This is a genomic window from Rothia sp. 110740021-2 (assembly GCF_054263775.1).
In genome coordinates this window covers 174596-192929 of the sequence record NZ_JBSZFE010000002.1, presented here as the reverse complement: position 1 = coordinate 192929, position 18334 = coordinate 174596, and the positions used below count along the sequence as shown (strand labels likewise).

Sequence of the window (18334 nt, the reverse complement as noted above, 5' to 3'; positions counted from 1 at the left end):
CGCGGCAGTACCTCGTCTGCCGCTCCCGGCTTGGCCGGCACTCAGGCATTCAACTAAACGCTCAAACGAAAAGGTCAAAATCGTGATTATTGAACGCAATATTGCCCCCTACGTGGTCTTCGCTGAAGACCCGATTCTCAACGCTCTGCAGAAGATTTCTGCTAACGGCCAGCGCATTATCTTCCTGGTGAACGAGTCCGGTATTCTGCGCGGTTCGCTCTCTGACGGCGACTTCCGTCGTTGGCTGATTGCTAACCCTACCGCATCCCTGGAGACCAGCGCGCTGGAGGCAGCAAACACCAACCCGCAGACCGCACCGGCTAACGCTGAACCCGAGACCCTGCGCGCATACTTCGCGAAGGGTATTAACCACGTGCCGCTGACTGACGAGCGCGGTCACCTCGTAGCACTGGCAATGGACGAGCAGGATGTCCTGCGCATCGGTAAGCACACCATCAGCGAGGATTCCCCCTCCTTCATCATTGCTGAGATCGGTAACAACCACCAGGGTAGCGTTGACTTCGCTAAGGAACTGGTGGACCTCGCTGTTGAGTCCGGCGCTGATGCTGTGAAGTTCCAGCTGCGCGATATGGACGCTCTGTACCGCCAGCGCGGTGCAGCAACCGCAGGTGAGGATCTGGGCGTTCAGTACACCCTGGACCTGCTGTCTCGCTTCTCCCTGACCGTTGACCAGATGTACGAGGTCTTCGACCACGTCAAGCAGCACGACATGGACATCATGTGCACCCCCTGGGACGCACCCTCCGTTCAGGCGCTGGTTGATTACGGTATCCAGGGCATGAAGATTGCTTCTGCTGACCTGACCAACCACGAGCTGCTGCGCGACGTTGCTTCCCGGGGCCTGCCCATGTTGATTTCTACCGGCATGAGCCGTGAAGAGGAAATCCTCGAGTCCGTGGCTCTGCTGCGTAACGCTGGGGCATCCTATGCTCTGCTGCAGTGCCAGTCCGCATACCCGGCACCCTTCAAGGACGTCAACCTGGCATACATGGACCGCCTGGCTGAGATTGGTCAGTGCCTGGTTGGTTACTCCGGCCACGAACGTGGCTACCACGTGCCGATCGCTGCTGTTGCTCGCGGTGCGAAGATCATTGAGAAGCACTTCACCACTGACAAGACCCTTGAGGGTAACGACCACACGGTCTCCCTGCTGCCTGAGGAATTCAAGGCAATGGTTCAGCAGATCCGTGAGGTTGAGGCCGCTATTGGCTCCGCTGCTCCTCGCGAGGTGTCCACCGGTGAGCTGATGAACCGCGTGAACCTGGCGAAGTCCCTGGTCGCTACCCGCCACATTGCCAAGGGTGAGGTTGTTACCGAGGCTGACGTTGCTGTGAAGTCCCCCGGCCGCGGTCTGCAGCCGAACTACCTGCCGAAGTTGCTGGGCCGTACCATGCAGCGCGACGTTGAAGAAGGCTCGTTCTTCTTCGAGGGCGACCTGAAGGACGATCTGGTGACCCGCCGCGACTTCAAGTTCGACCGCCCCTGGGGTCTGCCGGTTCGTTACCACGACTACAAGCCGCTGATCGAAGAGGCAAAGCCGGACTTCCTGGAGTTCCATTTCTCCTACAAGGACCTCGAGATCAACATCGACGACGTCTTTGACTCTAAGCTGGACATGGGCTTCACCACCCACCTGCCCGACCTGTTCGCAGGCGACTTCCTGGTGGACCTCGCGTCGAAGGACCCCGAGGTGTGGGAGCGCTCCATCGCTGAGGTTCAGCGCACCATTGACATCACCCGTGATTTGACCCGCTACTTCACCGTAGATGAGGACCCGGTCATGGTCGTGACCATGGGTGGCTTCACCAAGGACAAGCACATCCCCGCATCGGCACGTGCTGAGAAGTATGAGCGCATCGGTGAGGCACTGAAGCGTCTGGACGCATCCGGCGTTCGCCTGGCTGCTCAGACTCTGCCTCCGTACCCCTGGCTGATGGGCGGTCAGCAGTACCACAACCTGTTCCTGGACCCGAAGGACACCGCAGAGTTCTCGCGTGCGTTCGAAACCGCGCTCTGCTTGGACATCTCCCACACCATGCTTGCTTGCAACTTCCTGAACATTCCGCTGTCGGAGGCTGTTGAGCAGCTGGCACCGCTGTCCATCCACCTGCACCTGGTGGACGGCACCGGCGTCGACGGTGAGGGCGTTCAGGTCGGCGAAGGCGATGTCGACTGGGCATCCCTGGGCAAGCAGCTGCGTGAGCTGGCACCGAAGGCATCCTTCATTCCCGAAATCTGGCAGGGCCACATCAACAACGGTGAAGGCTTCTTCACTGCACTGGACCGCCTCGAGAAGTGGCTGTAGAAAGTAGACACTCACTCATGAATTCAAACGGATTTCCCACTGCCCTGTGGGTCGTTCCGGTTCCCGAGTTTGGTGGAGTAGCTCGGCACGTTGTCGATATGGTACGTGCCGGGCTCCCCGGCTTTAACCTGGTGGTTCTCGCACCCGAGGGTAAGCTCACAAGCCGTCTTGAGGAACTGGGCGTCACCGTCATCAAGGCTGAGTTCGGTCCCGACTACGGTTTTAAGACTTCTTTTGCTTCTTTGCAGAATGCTATTGAGCAGCTCCGCCCGGATATTGTCCACAGCCACCTGGCGTATGCAGACGTTGTCGCTACCGCTGTGGTCAACGCACTACGCATCCGTAGGGTCATCAAGCGCGGCACCTGCGTGCCGAAGCGTCTGACCACTGAACACGGTATTGCCGGTAATGACTCGGTGTACCACGGTAGCTCCTGGCGTTCTAAGCTCATGGAGACCGTGCACCGTGTGCGCCTGTGGGGTACCGACCAAGCGATTGCTGTTTCTCGTTCCACCGCTGATCAGATGCGTGCCAAGTGGGGCGCTCGTGGCGTGGAACTGGTGTACAACGGCGTGGATATCCCCGAGGTGCACGCGGCTGTTGAGCAGCAGCGTGCACCCGCTGAGGGCGGCCCTCGTATTCTTTCGCTGTCTCGTCTGTCTCCTGAGAAGGGTATTGACGTGCTGTTGGACGCTTTTGCACAGCTTCGTGTTGATTACCCGCAGGCTCATCTTGAGATTGCGGGCTCTGGTGATTTGGCGTCCGAGTTGCAGGCTCAGGCTCAGCGTCTGAACCTGGGTGATTCGGTGACCTTCAGCGGCTTTGTTAACCCGATTGAGGCGATGGGCCGTAGCGACATGATTGTTCAGCTGTCGGTGTGGGAGAACTGTTCCTACACTCTGCTGGATGCTAAGGCTGCTGGCCTGAAGACGGTCGCTACCGCTGTGGGCGGCAACCCGGAGATTTTGGGTGCCGACGAGCTGGTGGACCGCCAGAGCGCAACCCTAACTCAGGATGTTCTGCAGGCTATGCGCCAGCAGCTGCAGAAGGGTGAGGCTGAGTCTTTCACCTGGATTTCGAATGAGCAGATGGCCGCTCAGACGGTTGATGTATACGCACGTGTACTTCGAGGAGGCAGCTCATGAGCCAGACTTCGCAGGTTTACGCGCACTTGAACGAGCCCGCTGAGAAGCCGGAAGCTTCACGTTTCTCTGAAGCGGTGTCTCGCAGTAGCGATTATGTCCGCCATCAGACTAGCCAGATTCGTATGCCCGAGTTCATTATGGCGTTCCTTCTGCTTTTTGGTGATGCTGTGCCTGGCCTCGGTTTGCCCTTTAACCAGGTGGTCATTCTTGTTTTGGCAGCGTACGGTCTGACCCGTAAGCCGACCTTTGACGTCAGCCATTTTTCCGGTTTGCACGCCATCATGTTCGTTGCGATGGGTTACCTGGCAATCGTTTCAATCAACGGTGTGCATTCAGAGGATGCATCGGATTGGACACGACGCTTACTTCGTCTGGTGGCAGCAACAGTGCTGGTTTGGGCTATTGCAGCCGGACGCCTGCATATTCGCTCTATTGTTCTGGGATACTCAGCAGCGATTCTTTTCAACGCGGTAGCTTACTTTGCTGGTTTTGCTCCGGTGACGGGATACTACGGTTACCTGACTGGTTGGCTGGGTGACAAGAACTTCTCGGGTCTGGTGTACTGTCTGTTTGGTCTGTTGATTCTGAGCTTTGCCCGTAACAAGTTTGAAGTTATCGGCGCCATTGTTGTTTTCTCCGGTCTGCTATGGGCTACGGGTTCTCGTACCTCTATTGCGGCGTATGTTGCAGGCCTGATTTGGATTGTCATCGCGAACCGTCTGAAGACTTTCGGTCGCATCGCCTTGGGTGTGGCCCTGTACTGGCTGATTGATATTTTGACCAGTGACTACGCACAGTCCGGTGTCTTCGCAGATCGTACCGGTACGGATGCGCTTCGTTCGCTGATTGACCAGGCATCTGAGATTAAGGTTCAGGCTTCTGGCTTCTTCGGTCAGGGTTTGGGTGAGGCATACGTTTATCTAGCCCATACTGGTTCGAAGACCTGGTTTTTCCATAACTCGTACTGGTCTGCTCTGGTTGAGGGCGGCTGGCCGTGGATGATTCTGGTTGTCACCATCACGCTGCTCTTTATCGTGAATGTGTTTAGCGGCCAGAAGACACTACCTACAAAGTTCTATGTTGTACAGGGCGCTGGTGTTGCCATCATGATTTGTGCTTCTCGTCTGGGTGAGGTGTTCTACACCTGGCCGTGGGCCGTCACCTGTGGTTTGGCTCTGCGTGTGTTGTTGATTGAACGCGAACAGCGTTTGGGCACTGGCCACGATGAGGCAAGTATCGAAGGCTTCGACGAGCGAATTGAGATTCGTGATGCTGAAGAAGCCGATAACCACGTGTAGCGACCCAGAACATCCATAAGGCGTAGAGGATATTCATATTGTGTCGTCTGCCTCGGCAGGTAGTTTCTCTAAGTCTCCAGCATAGCGTGCTACATATTTGTTGAAACGCTTATTGGAGCGCCTTGTTTTGGCGTATCTGGGGGGTACTAATGATTCCCTAGAAGAACTATTCCCCTCGTCATTTGCTCTAGGAGTAGAACGTTGAAGAAAGAACTGTACATCGCTACTAATAACGGTGATATTGGCGGCGGCGAGGTTATGCTTCTGAACATCGCCCGCGCAGCCCGTAGCCTTGGCTACAAGGTCACTATTGTGGGTCCTTCCGAGCCGAAGCAGCTTGTAGAAGCCGCTGCGGATGAGGGGTTCCCCCGCATTGTCTTGCCGGCTAAGAACCGTGCACAGTACATGGTGGCTCTGCGTAGTTGGCACGCCCGCCACAAGGATGTTTTGCTGTGGTGTAACGGTCTGGTTCCTGCAGCGGCTACCGGCGGTCGTAAGAACCGCATCGTGCACCTGCACCAGCTGCCTACCGGCGTGAACGCTAAGCTCGTACCCTTTGCCCGCCGTAAAGCGTCTGTCACCCTGGTCCCGAGCCGCTATGTGGCACGTGCCTGCCCCGGCAGCGAGCTGTTTGCGAACTGGGTCAACGGCGTATCCACCGAGCTGGATCACCGCGTGGGGGAGCGCCGACTCCGCGTCGGTTACCTGGGGCGTTTGACTCCGTCTAAGGGCATCGCAACCCTGTGCCAGGCGATGAGCTCCTTGAACTCTAACGGCATCGAATACGACTTGGTGATTGGTGGCGAGCCTGTCTTCGCATCTGACGAAGAACGCGCTGAGGTTGAGGACGCGCTAGCCCGTGTTGCTGCGTTCAGCACTCGCTTGGGCTGGACTACCCTGGACCGTCTTTTCGGTGACATCGACATGCTCGTTGTGCCTTCGATTGCCCCCGAGTCCTTTGGCTTGGTGGTCGCTGAAGCGATGAGCGCACGCGTCCCTGTGATTGTCAGTGACGCGGGTGCTCTGTCGGAGGTGCTGGGCGGCGCCTCGTACCCGTACGTCATGCCTGCTGATCAGCCGGTAGCTCTTGAGCAGGCCATTAAGAGCCTGGGTACTGAGCTTCGAGAAGATACGGATGCCCTGGCGGAGCGAACCTCCGAGCTGTTCTGGCGTTGGCAGGAGAATTACTCGCCTGAAGCAGGTAAGGTCCGTGTTGGTGAGGTTCTGGAGCGTTTTATCCGCTAAGGTGCTTCTAACCCTATAGATCATTCCCAACGGATATCCTCTCACTCAAACCCGAAGGAAAATTATGACGACTACCCACCGTTACAAGGCTGCGGTTATCATCCCCTCTCGCGGTGGTGCAGATATTCTGCACTACCCGCTGGATGCGCTTGCTGCCCAGACCGAGAAGGACTTCCAGGTTATCGTGGTCCTCGACGGCGATATTGATAACAGCGAAGCTGTGCTTGACCGCTACATTGCGGAAGGCAAGCTGAACCTGACCAAGATTGTTTTCGAGGAGAACCGCGGTCGTGTGGCAGCGCTGAACGCTGGTCACCGTGCGGCTGACGCGGATATCCTCATCCGTTGCGATGACGATCTTGAGCCTGCTGCTGACTATGTCGAGGCGCAGATTCGCCTGCACCGTGATTATGGCGGTGTGATTGGTACCTTGAAGAACGTGTACCCGGACACTCCCTATTCTCGTGTGTACGGTAATTTCCGCGATGCCCGCTTCAAAGAGGGAGCCCTCAGCGTAGCTGAAGAAGGCCGTTGGCTGTACTGGAACGGCAACTCTTCTATCTCTGCGGAGTACTTTGACCGTACTGGCGGATACGACCCTGCGTACCGCCTCTACGGGTGGGAAGACGTAGACATGGGCAAAATGGTCCATGACGCTGGTGGTCGCATCATCATCTCTGATGAGGTTGAGGTCAAGCACTATGCTGAGGCTACCACCACTGCGGTGCGTGCCCTGCGTGCCCTGCACTCGGGTTCTGCCCGCACCATCTTCGTGCGTAAGCACGGCGATGCGGCGCACCCTGCCCCGAACCCGACCGGTCCCTGGGGCTTCTTGGTCAAGACCCTCGCTCATTTCACCACCGAGAAGACCATCAAGGCTCTGGGGGATGCGAGCGATAAGATTCTGCTCAAGCTGCCCGCTAAGGCGGCTGAGAAGCTTGTGGCTTTGCAGGTTGAGGCTGCATCTTACGCCGGTATTCACTATCCTGAGCGAGCTCAGAAAGTTTTCTAGGAGGAAAAGAAAATGTCACTCACTCAGCTCTTGACCTCCGCTCCGTTTACCGGGCCAAAGAACCCCGACGCGGTGCTCGCGGATATCCCGAAGAGCCTCAAGAAGCTTGGCCGCCTGGCGCGCCGTTACGCGCCGATGGTCAAGCCTGAGGCTACTGAAGAGATTGCGATTGCCCATGATTACCTGACTCAGCGCGGCGGCGCGGAGCGTGTTGTCCTGGCAATGCACCGTGCGTTCCCGGACGCACCGATTTACACGACTCTGTACGACCCGGAGGGTACCTTTCCCGAGTTCAAGGACGCGAAGATTATCACGAGTCCTTTGAATAAGATTGGTTATCTGCGTCGTAACCACCGCATGGCTTTGCCGATTCTGCCGTTTGCTTCTTCTTTCTTGAAGGTGCCGGCTGAGCGTGCTGTAGTGTCGACGACCGGTTGGGCGCACGGCTTCAACTTCGCCGGCCGTAAGTTCATCTACTGCCATTCGCCGGCGCGTTGGCTATACCTGAGCGATCAGTACTTGGGCGAGAAGAGCACCGGCCCCGTACCTCTGCTGCTGAAGACCCTGCGTCCTGCACTGATGCTGTGGGATCACTGGGCGGCTCACCGCTCGGCGGTATACGTGGCGAACGCGAGCGTAATTAAGAAGCGCATCGAGAACGTGTACGGCAAGAAGGATGTTCCGATTTTCTTCCCGCCACACTCGGTAGACACCACCGCACCGGTTGAGCCTATTCCGGGTCTGGAAGAGTTCACCGAATCGGACGATTATTTCTTGATCGTTTCTCGCCTGCTGCCCTACAAGAATGTTGACAAGGCTGTTGAAGCCTGCAATGAGTTGGGTAAGAAGCTGCTGGTGATTGGCCGCGGTCCGGAGAAGGAACGTCTGGAAGCGCTTGCGGGCCCGACTGTTCGTATTGCTTCGGGTGTTTCGGACGCGCAGCTTCGTTATGCGTACCGTCACTGCCTGGCACTGCTGGCTATCTCGTATGAGGACTTCGGTATTACTCCGCTGGAAGCGGGTGCTAGCGGCAAGGCCGTGATTGCCTACCGTGCGGGCGGCTTCTTGGATACTATTCAGGAAGGCAAGACCGGTATGTTCATCAACCAGCCGACCGTGGAGCAACTGGTGGATTTCAACCCGGACGACTGGGATGCCGACTACATCCGTGAGCACGTTGACGGTTTTTCGGAGGCTCGTTTTATCAGCCGCTTGAAGACTTACGTGCAGGCCCTGCCCGAAGACTAAAAGAGCTAGACGGCTCATAGAAGAAGGCGGGGCGGTAGAACTATAAAAGTTCTACCGCCCCGCCTTCTTTATTCGTTCTGAGAGCCTTAGCGGGCCTCTAGGAGTCCCTTGGAGAGCAGCTCGGGAATGAAACCCTCAATCTGCGGTCCCATGGTCTCTATGGGCTGTTCATACATTTCGCAGAGCGCATCGATAGCATCCTGCAGAGACATCGGATCTTCAAAAATACTCCAAATAATGGAGGCTGAATCCTGAAGAACAGACAGCTCACCGTTGGCAAGATTCGCGAGATAAGTTGCCGTGGGGGAGTACTTAGCGAACTCTTCAGAATGAACGTACGCGATGTTCTCGGGGATGCCGTACACGGTCTGACGGGAATCTACCGGATTGCTCATTTATTCACCTTGATTCCGAAACGTTCAAAGAACTTTGCACGTATCTCTGCCTTAGTGGGGGTGCGTCCCAGCTGCATCGCCAGGTGGTCCTTATTTACGAGGAAAATGTTCTTGAGGGTGCGTAGCTTATCGTGCAGGGTGGTCGCTGACTGCAGGCGCCCAATCCACTGAATATAGTGGGGCACATCCTGGGAGACTGAGAGCCACAGCAGATAGTCGCGGTCGTCACGGTACTGCTCCAGACCACCCATAGCCGCGCTATATGCGAGGGATGAGTCAAGCTCCTCGGCACGGGCTCGCAGGCGCTGCCAATCGCTATAGGAGAGTAGAGAAACCAGATAGTTAATATCCGCGCTGTAGCGTGATGCCGCACGGGCGCGGTGAAGCACCACGAGAAGACGTGCGTCCAGATCGCTGGGAACAGCGCAGGGATGGTGAGCAATCATACGGGTCTTACGTGCCGCCCAGACACGGTCAAACGCCTTCTCATAATCGCCGTGGCGTCCAAGACCGGGGAAGAAACGATGAATATCGGTTAGGCCCCATGAAGCGTGGTAGAGCGTCATTGCGTGCTCGAACACTGAGCCTGTCTCGAAGTGCGCTTGAATACGCCATCCATCTGCCAGAAGAATCTCTACAAAACGGTCCACATGAGAGGGACGGACCAGCAGGTCAGCGTCGGAGCTGTACCTACCCTTGCGGTAAATTTCCTGAGAGAAAGCGTAGCCTTTGACATGCAGAATATCGATGGAGTGCATGTCAGCAATCCGCTGGAAGTAGGCGTGCGCAAGCCGAATTCGTGCCGCGAGCGGAGTAGTCTGCGGCTTCGGGGTATTGGGTGAGTGAGTGGTCACAATAGCCTTTCGGTGCACATGTATACCAGATAAGTATAAGGCGGGACGGGCAGAAAAACTGCCCATCCCGCCCTAAGTCGCTCCCTATGGTTTAGGGCGCTTATTATGTTGTTACTTACTTCTTGTCGAGGACTTCTTTGACGACTTCTTGTCGCCTTCCTTGCCGTAACCGTAGTAGGTCGCATAACCAACGTAGGCGCTTGCGTAACCGAAGCCGTAGTAGGAGTTACCCAGGCCCTTACGGGGTGCACGGTTCAGAACCATACCGAGGAGGTTCGCATTGACCTTCTTCAGGATGTTGGAAGCTTCAGTCATCTGCTCACGGTGGCTTCGGCCGATAGAACCAACGAGAATCACGCCATCCACGGAGCGGGAGAGCAGCGAAGCGTCGGTCACGGGCAGCAGCGGCGGAACGTCGATGACCACGATGAACTCTTCGGAGAGCTCGTTAATTAGCTGGCGCATCTTATCCGAGCCCAGAAGTTCGGAGGGGTTCGGGGGGATACGGCCCGCAGGTAGGACGAAGAGGTTAGATTCGTCTAACTGGTGGACGGCGTTAGCAATCTCAACCTGACCAGCCAGAACCTGGGTCAGACCGACCTTAGCGTCAAGTTTCAGCTTCTTAGCCACGGTCGGGCGGCGCAGGTCGGCGTCAATGAGGAGGACGGGCGAACCCGCATCAGCCATTGCGCGAGCCAGAGACAGCGACACGGTCGACTTACCTTCACCGGGCACTGCGGAGGTGACGATGAACGAACGCGGGGGGGTATCAACATTCACGAAGCGTAGGTTGGTGCGCAGCTGACGGATGGATTCCTGTGCAATGTGGTCGTCAGTGTTGCCGTTAACGATGTTTTCTTCGTTCAGGTCGTCACTAACAGGCAGAACGCCCAGGACGCTTGCGCCGGTTGCCTTGGTAGCGTCGTCACGGGTACGGATGCGCTGATCCAGTGCACGGCGCAGGAAGATTGCCGCGTAGACCAGAACCAAACCGGCACCAGCACCCATGAGCACGTTCTGCTGGTAGTTCGGAGCTATCAGCGGAGGGTTTACGCTTGCGTTATTCAACGGAATCACGCGAATGGTGTTGCCTCCAGCAGGTGAAGCAGCAGTATCGTCGCCATTTACCAGAGCCTCAGCGTTACCGGGGTTCTGCTCAATTTGCTTGATATAGTCCGCAGTAGCCTGCAAAGCACTGTTAGCGAGCAACTGTGCGTTTTTTGGCGAAGAAGCTTGCGCGTTCACGGTAATCAGTGCAGTATTTTCACCTGCAGCTGCAGTGAGGCTTGCGCGAATCTGGCCGGTAGTCAGGGACAGCTCAGGGGTGTTCTGCTTAATCTTCTGTGCCACAGCCTCAGAGGAGACGATAGCTGCGTAGGCGCGAGCGCGATCCTTAGCGGCCGAAGAGCCTGAGAGAACATCCACCGTACCGGATTCACCCACGGTCACGTAGCCCGAGGCCGATGCGGCGTAGACCTTCGGCTGGAGAGAAGCATAGCCGAAGCCCGCTGCGGCACCGACAACGATGCCAATGATCAGCAACCAGAGGTTAGCCCTCGTGGTGCGGAAAAATTCCAAAATGGTCATGGTAGTGAGAATACTCCAGAAAGTTTGAGTTAGTGTACCTGCGACGTGGAGTGTTGTTGCAGACGGTGAAGGGATAGGAAAATCCCCTGGTGTTTATTAGCGGAACAATCCGAGCAGGTAGCTACCGTAACCGCTCTTGACGAGGGGGGTAGCAATGTCGCGCAACTGCTCATCGGAAAGCCAACCGTGGCGCCACGCAATTTCCTCCGGGCAACCAACTGACAGGCCCTGACGGCTCTGAACAGTGCGGATGAAGTTACTGGCGTCAGCTAGTGAATCAAAGGTTCCGGTGTCCAGCCACGCGGTACCGCGAGGTAGAACCTCTACCTTCAGTTTACCCTGTTCCAGGTAGACGCGGTTGAGGTCAGTGATTTCCAACTCACCGCGCGGGGAAGGCTTGATCTGACGTGCATACTCTACAACCTTTGAGTCGTAGAAGTACAGACCCGGAATAGCGTAGTCGCTCTTGGGGTTTTCAGGTTTCTCCTCAATGGATAGCGCGTTGAAGTCCTCATCGAACTCCACCACACCGTAGGCGCGAGGGTCAGCAACCTGGTAAGCGAAGACAGTCGCGCCGTCCTTCTGCTCGTAGGTGGCAAGCTGAGTGCCCAGACCGGGACCGTAGAAGATATTGTCACCGAGCACGAGCGCTACAGGGTCATTGCCAATAAAGTCGGCACCCAGAATGAATGCCTGTGCCAGGCCATCCGGAGAAGGCTGCACCTTATATTCGAGATTAATACCGAAACGGGAACCGTCACCGAGCAGTCGCTGGAACTGCTCCTGGTCGGCAGGAGTGGTAATAATCAAAATATCGCGGATACCCGCCAACATGAGAGTGGACAGCGGGTAGTAAATCATCGGCTTGTCATAGACCGGAGTGAGCTGCTTGCTAATACCCTGAGTGATAGGGTGCAAACGGCTTCCGGTACCGCCGGCAAGAATAATTCCCTTCATAACTTCTTATTGTGTCATGTTTATCTCTTTGTTGAGGCATAAAAATCACTGTTTAGCCAGGTAAAATCTACCGTATGACTCACATTCTTGTTACCGGCGGTGCCGGTTTTATCGGTTCGAACTTTGTTCACCACCTCATCGATAACACTGATCACACTATTACTGTGCTAGATAAGATGACCTACGCCGCAAACGCCGCGTCTTTGGAAGGTCTTCCTGAATCCCGCTTCAAGCTCGTCGTAGGCGACATCGCCGACCGAGAGCTGGCTGATGAACTGGTCGGCAAGGCGGACGCTGTTGTCCACTACGCTGCGGAATCGCACAACGACAATTCTCTGTCCAACCCCGAACCGTTCATCCACACTAACCTCATCGGTACTTTCAGCCTCCTGGAAGCAGTCCGTAAGCACGGCACTCGCTACCACCATATCTCCACCGACGAGGTCTTCGGTGACCTTGAGTTGGACGATCCGGCAAAGTTCACCGAAACCACCCCCTATAACCCCTCTTCCCCTTACTCCTCCACTAAGGCAGGCTCCGACCTGCTCGTGCGTGCATGGGTCCGCTCCTTCGGTATTGAAGCAACCATCTCTAACTGCTCCAATAACTACGGCCCCTACCAGCACATCGAGAAGTTTATCCCCCGCCAGATCACTAACATCCTCTCGGGTCTGACCCCGAAGCTGTACGGCGAGGGCCTGAACGTTCGTGACTGGATTCACGCATCCGATCACTCTTCTGCTGTGCTGCGCATCCTGGAGCAGGGAAAGATTGGCGAAACCTACCTCATCGGTGCAGACGGTGAAGAGAATAACATCACCGTTCTGCGCACCATCCTGCGCCTGATGGGCAAGGATGAGAACGATTTCGAGCACGTGGTTGACCGCCCCGGTCACGACCTGCGCTACGCAATCGACGGTAGCCGCCTGCGTGCAGAGCTCGGTTGGGAGCCGAAGTTCACCGACTTCGAGTCCGGTCTTGCCGACACCATTAAGTGGTACACCGAGAACCGTGGCTGGTGGGAGCCCCTGAAGGCTGAAGTCGAGGCTAAGTACGCAAAGGCAGGTCAGTAATGACCAAGGAACTAAAGGTTACTGAAACCGAGATTCCGGGTCTGCTCATTATTGACCTGCCGGTTCACGGCGATAACCGCGGCTGGTTCAAGGAAAACTGGCAGCGCGAGAAGATGCTCGCAGCTGGTCTGCCCGACTTCAACCCCGTCCAGAACAACATCTCGTTCAACGCTTCGGTAGGTACCACTCGCGGTATCCACGCCGAGCCGTGGGATAAGTACGTTTCTGTTGCGACCGGCCGTATCTTTGGCGCGTGGGTTGACCTGCGTGCCGGCGAGTCCTTCGGCAAGCTCGTCACCGTGGAGCTGGGCCCGGACACCGCAATCTTCGTGCCCCGCGGCGTGGGTAACTCCTTCCAGACCCTGGAAGAGAACACTGCCTACACCTACCTGGTGAACGACCACTGGTCGGCGGACGCAGTATCCGGCTATAGCTTTCTGAACCTTGCCGATGAGACCGTTGCAATCGACTGGCCCATCGACCTGACGAAGGCAGAGCTCTCCGAGAAGGACCGTAACCACCCACGTCTGAACGAGATCGAGCCCCTGGAGGCCGATCCGATCCTGATCATTGGCGCGGGCGGTCAGCTCGGTACCGAGCTGGTTCGCCAGCTCACCGAGCAGAACGTACCCTTCCTGACTGTGGATCGCGACCGCCTCGACCTGGGCAAGCCCGAGCAGTGGCGCGATGCATTCCGTTGGCGCTCCTTCCGTGCGGTCATCAATGCTGCAGCGTACACCGCAGTGGATCAGGCTGAAACCCCCGAGGGTCGCCGCGACGCATGGGCAGCTAACGCCCTGGGCGTGAGCGCTCTTGCCTCCATCTGTGAAGAAGCTAACCTGCCGCTGGTTCACGTATCCACCGACTACGTCTTTGACGGCTCCCTGCCCCTGGGTGAGGAATACCCGGAGAATTATCCCCTGGCGCCGCTGAGCGTCTACGGCGCGTCCAAGGCTGCTGGTGAGGTTGCCGCTGCCGCATGGCGTAAACACTACATCCTGCGCACCAGCTGGGTTGTTGGTGCCGGCAAGAACTTCGTTGGCACCATGGCGTCCCTGGCTGAGCGCGGTATCGACCCGTCCGTGGTTGCCGACCAGTGGGGTCGTCCGACCTTCACACAGGATCTGGCAGCAGTTGCCCTGTACCTGCTCTTCTCCGGCGCTGAATACGGCACCTACAACGTGTCGAACACCGGTGAAGTCATCAACTGGGCACAGTTCGCTCGTGCAGTGTACGAAGGCACCGGCCACGACCCGGCACGAGTCAGCGACACCACCACCGAGGAATACTTTGCCAACGCTGAGCTCTTCGCTCACCGTCCGGCGAACTCGGCAATGGACCTGTCCAAGCTGATTGCTGCAGGCTTCATCCCGCGCGATCACCGCGAGGCGCTCGCCGCTTACCTTGCGGAAATGGGTTCCTAATCCTCGAGGATTTGGTCCTATATCTGCTGATAACAGCATAAAAGGCGTGAAAAGCGCCATATCACAGGTTCCCGGCCCTTGAAGATAGAGCCGGGCACCTGTACAATACTGTCTTGGCCAAGGCGGTGGAATACACGAAACGTGTAGGTCCGTAACTGACGGTGGCTGGTTGGAAAGAGATTTCTGGCGCCAGTCCCTATTCCACTTGGCGCATCACTTCTAACCAAGAAAGGGTGGACAACTCATGTCAGATACCATCAAAATTTCAGCTACCGTACGTAGCGACTTCGGCAAGGGCTACGCGCGCCGCATCCGCATGGCAGGCGACATCCCCGCCGTCATCTACGGCCACGGCGAAGAGCCCAAGCACGTAGTACTCCCCGGCCACGCAACCACCCTGGCTGCCCGCGTCCCCAACGCTATCCTCGACCTCGACATCGAAGGTGAATCACACCTCGCAATGATCAAGGACATCCAGCGTCACGCAATCCGCCCCGAACTGCAGCACATCGACCTGCTGACCGTTAAGCGCGGCGAGCGCGTTGAGATTGAGGTTCCTGTACACGTTGAAGGCGAGCCCGCTGTTGGCGCCGTTGCTAACCAGGAAGAAACCGTTCTTCTGGTTGAAGCTGACGCACTGAAGGCACCCGAAGCTTTGACCGTGAGCATCGAAGGCCGCGAAGCTGGCGCTCACGTTCTGGCATCAGACGTTGAACTGCCCTCAGGCGTAACCCTGGTTGCAGACGCTGAACTGCTGATCGTTAACGTTTCTGAGCCCGAGGAACTCGACGTTCCCGAGCCCGGTGAAGAAGGCGAAAACGCACCCGAGGGTGACATCGTTGAAGCTTCCGAGGAATCAGATCAGGCTGGCGAAGCTCACGACTCAGATAACTCAAAGCACTAGACCGCGCCCTGCGCCTAGCACAACAGTGATTTGTGGATGGCCCGCCGCTACCTCTCTTCTGAGGTGGTAGCGGGCCATACTCATAGAATGGTGTAGTCCATGAATTTTCTAAAAACCTTTTACAGCGCCGTGGAAAGGGCGAAGATATGTCTGATGCGTGGCTCATTGTTGGTCTGGGGAACCCGGGCCCGGAGTACGAGAAAACCCGCCATAACATCGGCCAGATGGTGGTTGATGAACTGGCGCGTGAAGTAGGCGGTGGCTTCAAGAAGCACGGACGCGCGCGCGCCCAGGTGCTGGAAGGACGTTTGGGTATAGGCGGGCCCAAGGTAGTGCTGGCCAAGCCCCTGACCTATATGAATACCTCGGGCGGCCCGGTATCGGCTCTAGCCCAGTTCTACGATATTAACCCCGACCGTATCATCGCGGTGCACGATGAACTGGATATCCCCTTCGACACCATTAAGCTCAAGATTGGTGGGGGAGAGGGCGGTCATAACGGTCTGCGCGATATCACCAAGGCGCTGGGTACCAAGGACTACTACCGTGTTCGCACCGGCATCGGTCGTCCTCCCGGACGCATGGACACCGCAGACTTCGTGCTCAAGCCTTTCAGCAGCACCGAAGCGAAGGACCTGCCCTTCCTCATCTCAAACGCAGCGGATGCAACCATGATGCTCGTGAAGGAAGGCCTGCTGGCAACCCAGCAGCGCTACCACGGAGCAGGCTCCTAGCCGTATGACCCGTACCGAGTAAATGCTGAACTGAGGTAACGCATGATGCGGGCCGATGCGTGAACTAGGCTCTACCTAACTATGCAAGAGCCAGATGAGGGAATAAGCTAGAAAAGAATGACGTTATACGCTCCACGACGGGAAAATACCCGACCCGTGGAGCGTATGAGCGAGAGAAGAAGGTACCCGTGGCTGAATACTCCACCCCCGCCAATACCCCGCTGAGCGACGACATCGTACGCCAGCTTCGCCAGGACTTCCCGATCCTCAACACTGAGGTTAACGGGCACCCTTTGATTTACCTGGATTCGGGGGCGACCAGCCAGAAACCCCTTCAGGTTCTCGACGCAGAACGCGACTTCTACCTGCACGCCAACTCTGCCGTACACCGCGGCGCCCACACTCTCGCGGTCGAAGCAACCGACCTGTTTGAGGATGCGCGCATCACCGTCGCGAACTTCGTCGGTGCCGCTGAGGAAGAAATCGTGTGGACCTCCAACGCAACCGAGGCGCTAAACCTGGTTGCCTACTCCATCGGCAATGCCTCCCAGGGCATCGGCGGTTCCGCCGCTGAGCGCTTCGTGCTGAAGCCCGGCGATGAAATCGTCACCACGGAGATTGAGCACCACGCGAACCTCATCCCCTGGCAGATTCTTGCACAGCGTACCGGCGCGACTCTGCGCCACATCCCCTCCACCGAGGACGGCCAGCTCGACTACGAGGCAGCCGAGAGCATCATCAACGAGAAGACCCGCATCGTGGCCTTCACCCACGTCTCGAACGTGACCGGCGCGATTACCGATGTGCCCCGCATGGTCGCCATGGCACGCAAGTATGGCGCGCTCGTCGTACTGGACGCCTGCCAATCCGTACCGCATATGCCCGTAGACTTCCACGCCCTGGATGTTGACTTCGCGGCGTTCTCCGGCCACAAGATGCTGGCACCCACCGGTATCGGTGCCCTCTACGGCCGTGCTGAACTGCTCGAAGCTCTGCCGCCCTTCCTGACCGGTGGCTCCATGATTACCCGCGTGGGTCTGCAGGATGCCGAGTACATGCCCGCCCCCATCAAGTTTGAGGCAGGTACCCAGCGTGTCTCGCAGGCAGTCGCTTTTGCTGCTGCTGTGTGCTACCTGCAGCACCTGGGCATGGAGAATGTTGAGGCGTGGGAACACGAACTGGGTGCCCGCCTGGTTGAGGGAGTTCAGAAGATTGAGGGTGTGCGCCTGCTCGGGCCCACCGACCCCACCAAACGTGCCGGCCTGGTATCCCTCGCTATTGAGGGTGTGCACCCGCATGATGTGGGTCAGCTGCTCGACACCCAGGGCATCGCCGTGCGCGTGGGTCACCACTGCGCCCAGCCGCTGCACCGCTGCGCAGGCGTGACCGCCTCGACCCGCGCCTCCACCTACATCTACAACACCACTGAAGATGTGGATGCTTTTCTGAAAGCACTTGCCAAGGTGCGCCCCTACTTCGGCTTTTGAAGCAGATGCGTTAGAAGCTAACGTCCCAATTTTTCAGACAGACCAACTGACGGAAGAAGATCACCGTGTCTCTTGAATCCCTGTACCAGGAAATTATTTTGGAGCATTCTAAGCAGCGCAGCGGCGAGCACCTCGTAGAGGTACCCGTCGGCCATGCAAGCGCCGATAACCACCAGTACAACCCCACTTGCGGCGACGAAATCAACCTGCGCGTGGTGCTCTCTGACGAGCTGAAGGACGGCGAGAAGACCATTGAGTCGATCTCCTGGGAAGGTGATGGTTGCTCCATCTCCATGGCTGCCGCCTCTGTGCTTTCTGAAATGGCTCCCGGTATGACCACCTCTGAGCTGCAGAGTCACGTGGATGCGTTCCGCGAGATGCTGCGCTCGCGCGGTAAGGTGACCCTGGACGAAGAGGAGTACGGCGATATGGCGGCTTTCTCCGGCGTTTCGAAGTTCATGGCACGTGTGAAGTGCGCGATGCTTTCGTGGGTTGCGGTTGAGGAAGCTACTAAGGAAGCAGCCGCAAAGAGCTAATTCTTTGCCGAGAGGGTAGGCTGGATTGTTCGGTAAGTGACCAATATTTGAACACCAATCGAAAATATCGAATGGAGCCATCGACAATATATTGCATGGATATGTAATG

At 57.1% G+C, this 18334-nt stretch carries 16 protein-coding genes; 12 read left to right on the top strand and 4 right to left on the bottom strand.

The features are described from left to right. Positions 1-82 precede the first annotated feature (82 nt). The 6 genes from ACUXHH_RS06760 to ACUXHH_RS06735 all read left to right on the top strand — a co-directional run bounded on the left by ACUXHH_RS06760 (position 83) and on the right by ACUXHH_RS06735 (position 8274). On the top strand, positions 83-2326 hold the full coding sequence (locus ACUXHH_RS06760) for an N-acetylneuraminate synthase family protein (RefSeq protein ID WP_458391092.1): 2244 nt from the start codon (positions 83-85) through the stop codon (positions 2324-2326). Between the two features lie 17 nt (positions 2327-2343). Next, complete coding sequence (locus ACUXHH_RS06755) at positions 2344-3471, top strand: glycosyltransferase family 4 protein (protein ID WP_458391091.1); 1128 nt, start codon at positions 2344-2346, stop codon at positions 3469-3471. Next, the gene (locus ACUXHH_RS06750) at positions 3468-4769 is read left to right on the top strand and encodes an O-antigen ligase family protein (protein ID WP_279790596.1); all 1302 of its coding nucleotides are present in this window, start codon (positions 3468-3470) and stop codon (positions 4767-4769) included. Before ACUXHH_RS06755 ends, ACUXHH_RS06750 begins: the two co-directional genes overlap by 4 nt. A 201-nt stretch (positions 4770-4970) precedes the next feature. Further along, entirely contained in the window at positions 4971-6014 is a 1044-nt protein-coding gene (locus tag ACUXHH_RS06745; RefSeq protein WP_458391090.1) for a glycosyltransferase family 4 protein, read from the top strand. A gap of 64 nt (positions 6015-6078) precedes the next feature. Beyond that, positions 6079-7026 (top strand): glycosyltransferase family 2 protein, encoded by a 948-nt coding sequence (locus ACUXHH_RS06740; protein WP_458391089.1) that lies wholly within the window; start codon positions 6079-6081, stop codon positions 7024-7026. A 12-nt stretch (positions 7027-7038) separates the two neighbouring features. Continuing rightward, entirely contained in the window at positions 7039-8274 is a 1236-nt protein-coding gene (locus ACUXHH_RS06735) for a glycosyltransferase (RefSeq protein WP_458391088.1), read from the top strand. An 86-nt stretch (positions 8275-8360) separates the two neighbouring features. Here ACUXHH_RS06735 and ACUXHH_RS06730 read toward each other — a convergent pair whose 3' ends face one another. The 4 genes from ACUXHH_RS06730 to rfbA all read right to left on the bottom strand — a co-directional run bounded on the left by ACUXHH_RS06730 (position 8361) and on the right by rfbA (position 12067). Next, positions 8361-8669: a PqqD family protein gene (locus ACUXHH_RS06730; protein ID WP_458391087.1), complete on the bottom strand. Its 309-nt coding sequence runs from the start codon at positions 8667-8669 to the stop codon at positions 8361-8363. Then, positions 8666-9523 carry a nucleotidyltransferase family protein gene (locus ACUXHH_RS06725; protein WP_458391086.1) on the bottom strand — a complete coding sequence of 286 codons (858 nt, stop codon included), beginning with the start codon at positions 9521-9523 and terminating at the stop codon, positions 8666-8668. The genes ACUXHH_RS06730 and ACUXHH_RS06725 overlap by 4 nt, the downstream gene beginning before the upstream one ends. A 111-nt stretch (positions 9524-9634) precedes the next feature. After that, complete coding sequence (locus tag ACUXHH_RS06720) at positions 9635-11110, bottom strand: polysaccharide biosynthesis tyrosine autokinase (protein ID WP_458391085.1); 1476 nt, start codon at positions 11108-11110, stop codon at positions 9635-9637. Between the two features lie 96 nt (positions 11111-11206). Continuing rightward, the gene (gene rfbA / locus ACUXHH_RS06715) at positions 11207-12067 is read right to left on the bottom strand and encodes a glucose-1-phosphate thymidylyltransferase RfbA (protein WP_458391084.1); all 861 of its coding nucleotides are present in this window, start codon (positions 12065-12067) and stop codon (positions 11207-11209) included. A gap of 74 nt (positions 12068-12141) precedes the next feature. On the opposite strand from rfbA, the gene rfbB reads away from it, so the two are divergent. The 6 genes from rfbB (at position 12142) to sufU (ending at position 18225) form a co-directional block, all read left to right on the top strand. Next, the gene (gene rfbB, locus ACUXHH_RS06710) at positions 12142-13140 is read left to right on the top strand and encodes a dTDP-glucose 4,6-dehydratase (RefSeq protein ID WP_279789418.1); all 999 of its coding nucleotides are present in this window, start codon (positions 12142-12144) and stop codon (positions 13138-13140) included. Then, the gene (gene rfbD, locus ACUXHH_RS06705; RefSeq protein ID WP_458391083.1) at positions 13140-14564 is read left to right on the top strand and encodes a dTDP-4-dehydrorhamnose reductase; all 1425 of its coding nucleotides are present in this window, start codon (positions 13140-13142) and stop codon (positions 14562-14564) included. Before rfbB ends, rfbD begins: the two co-directional genes overlap by 1 nt. A 244-nt stretch (positions 14565-14808) precedes the next feature. After that, the gene (locus ACUXHH_RS06700) at positions 14809-15468 is read left to right on the top strand and encodes a 50S ribosomal protein L25/general stress protein Ctc (RefSeq protein WP_012904012.1); all 660 of its coding nucleotides are present in this window, start codon (positions 14809-14811) and stop codon (positions 15466-15468) included. 146 nt (positions 15469-15614) lie between these two features. After that, on the top strand, positions 15615-16202 hold the full coding sequence (gene pth / locus ACUXHH_RS06695) for an aminoacyl-tRNA hydrolase (protein WP_012904011.1): 588 nt from the start codon (positions 15615-15617) through the stop codon (positions 16200-16202). 188 nt (positions 16203-16390) lie between these two features. Next, positions 16391-17689, top strand: a complete 1299-nt coding sequence (locus tag ACUXHH_RS06690) for a cysteine desulfurase (RefSeq protein WP_279789420.1) — start codon at positions 16391-16393, stop codon at positions 17687-17689. Between the two features lie 65 nt (positions 17690-17754). Then, a complete protein-coding gene (gene sufU / locus ACUXHH_RS06685; RefSeq protein WP_279754318.1) occupies positions 17755-18225 on the top strand; it encodes a Fe-S cluster assembly sulfur transfer protein SufU in 471 nt (156 codons plus the stop codon). Positions 18226-18334 lie beyond the last annotated feature (109 nt).

What these genes read in the sequence shown, in the direction of transcription:
- ACUXHH_RS06750 (WP_279790596.1), top strand. Translation starts at nt 3,468, where the DNA reads ATGAGCCAGACTTCGCAGGTTTACGCGCACTTGAACGAGCCCGCTGAG.
- ACUXHH_RS06700 (WP_012904012.1), top strand. Translation starts at nt 14,809, where the DNA reads ATGTCAGATACCATCAAAATTTCAGCTACCGTACGTAGCGACTTCGGC.
- ACUXHH_RS06735 (WP_458391088.1), top strand. Translation starts at nt 7,039, where the DNA reads ATGTCACTCACTCAGCTCTTGACCTCCGCTCCGTTTACCGGGCCAAAG.
- ACUXHH_RS06740 (WP_458391089.1), top strand. Translation starts at nt 6,079, where the DNA reads ATGACGACTACCCACCGTTACAAGGCTGCGGTTATCATCCCCTCTCGC.
- ACUXHH_RS06755 (WP_458391091.1), top strand. Translation starts at nt 2,344, where the DNA reads ATGAATTCAAACGGATTTCCCACTGCCCTGTGGGTCGTTCCGGTTCCC.
- ACUXHH_RS06720 (WP_458391085.1), bottom strand. Translation starts at nt 11,110, where the DNA reads ATGACCATTTTGGAATTTTTCCGCACCACGAGGGCTAACCTCTGGTTG.
- pth (WP_012904011.1), top strand. Translation starts at nt 15,615, where the DNA reads ATGTCTGATGCGTGGCTCATTGTTGGTCTGGGGAACCCGGGCCCGGAG.
- rfbD (WP_458391083.1), top strand. Translation starts at nt 13,140, where the DNA reads ATGACCAAGGAACTAAAGGTTACTGAAACCGAGATTCCGGGTCTGCTC.
- rfbA (WP_458391084.1), bottom strand. Translation starts at nt 12,067, where the DNA reads ATGAAGGGAATTATTCTTGCCGGCGGTACCGGAAGCCGTTTGCACCCT.
- ACUXHH_RS06730 (WP_458391087.1), bottom strand. Translation starts at nt 8,669, where the DNA reads ATGAGCAATCCGGTAGATTCCCGTCAGACCGTGTACGGCATCCCCGAG.
- rfbB (WP_279789418.1), top strand. Translation starts at nt 12,142, where the DNA reads ATGACTCACATTCTTGTTACCGGCGGTGCCGGTTTTATCGGTTCGAAC.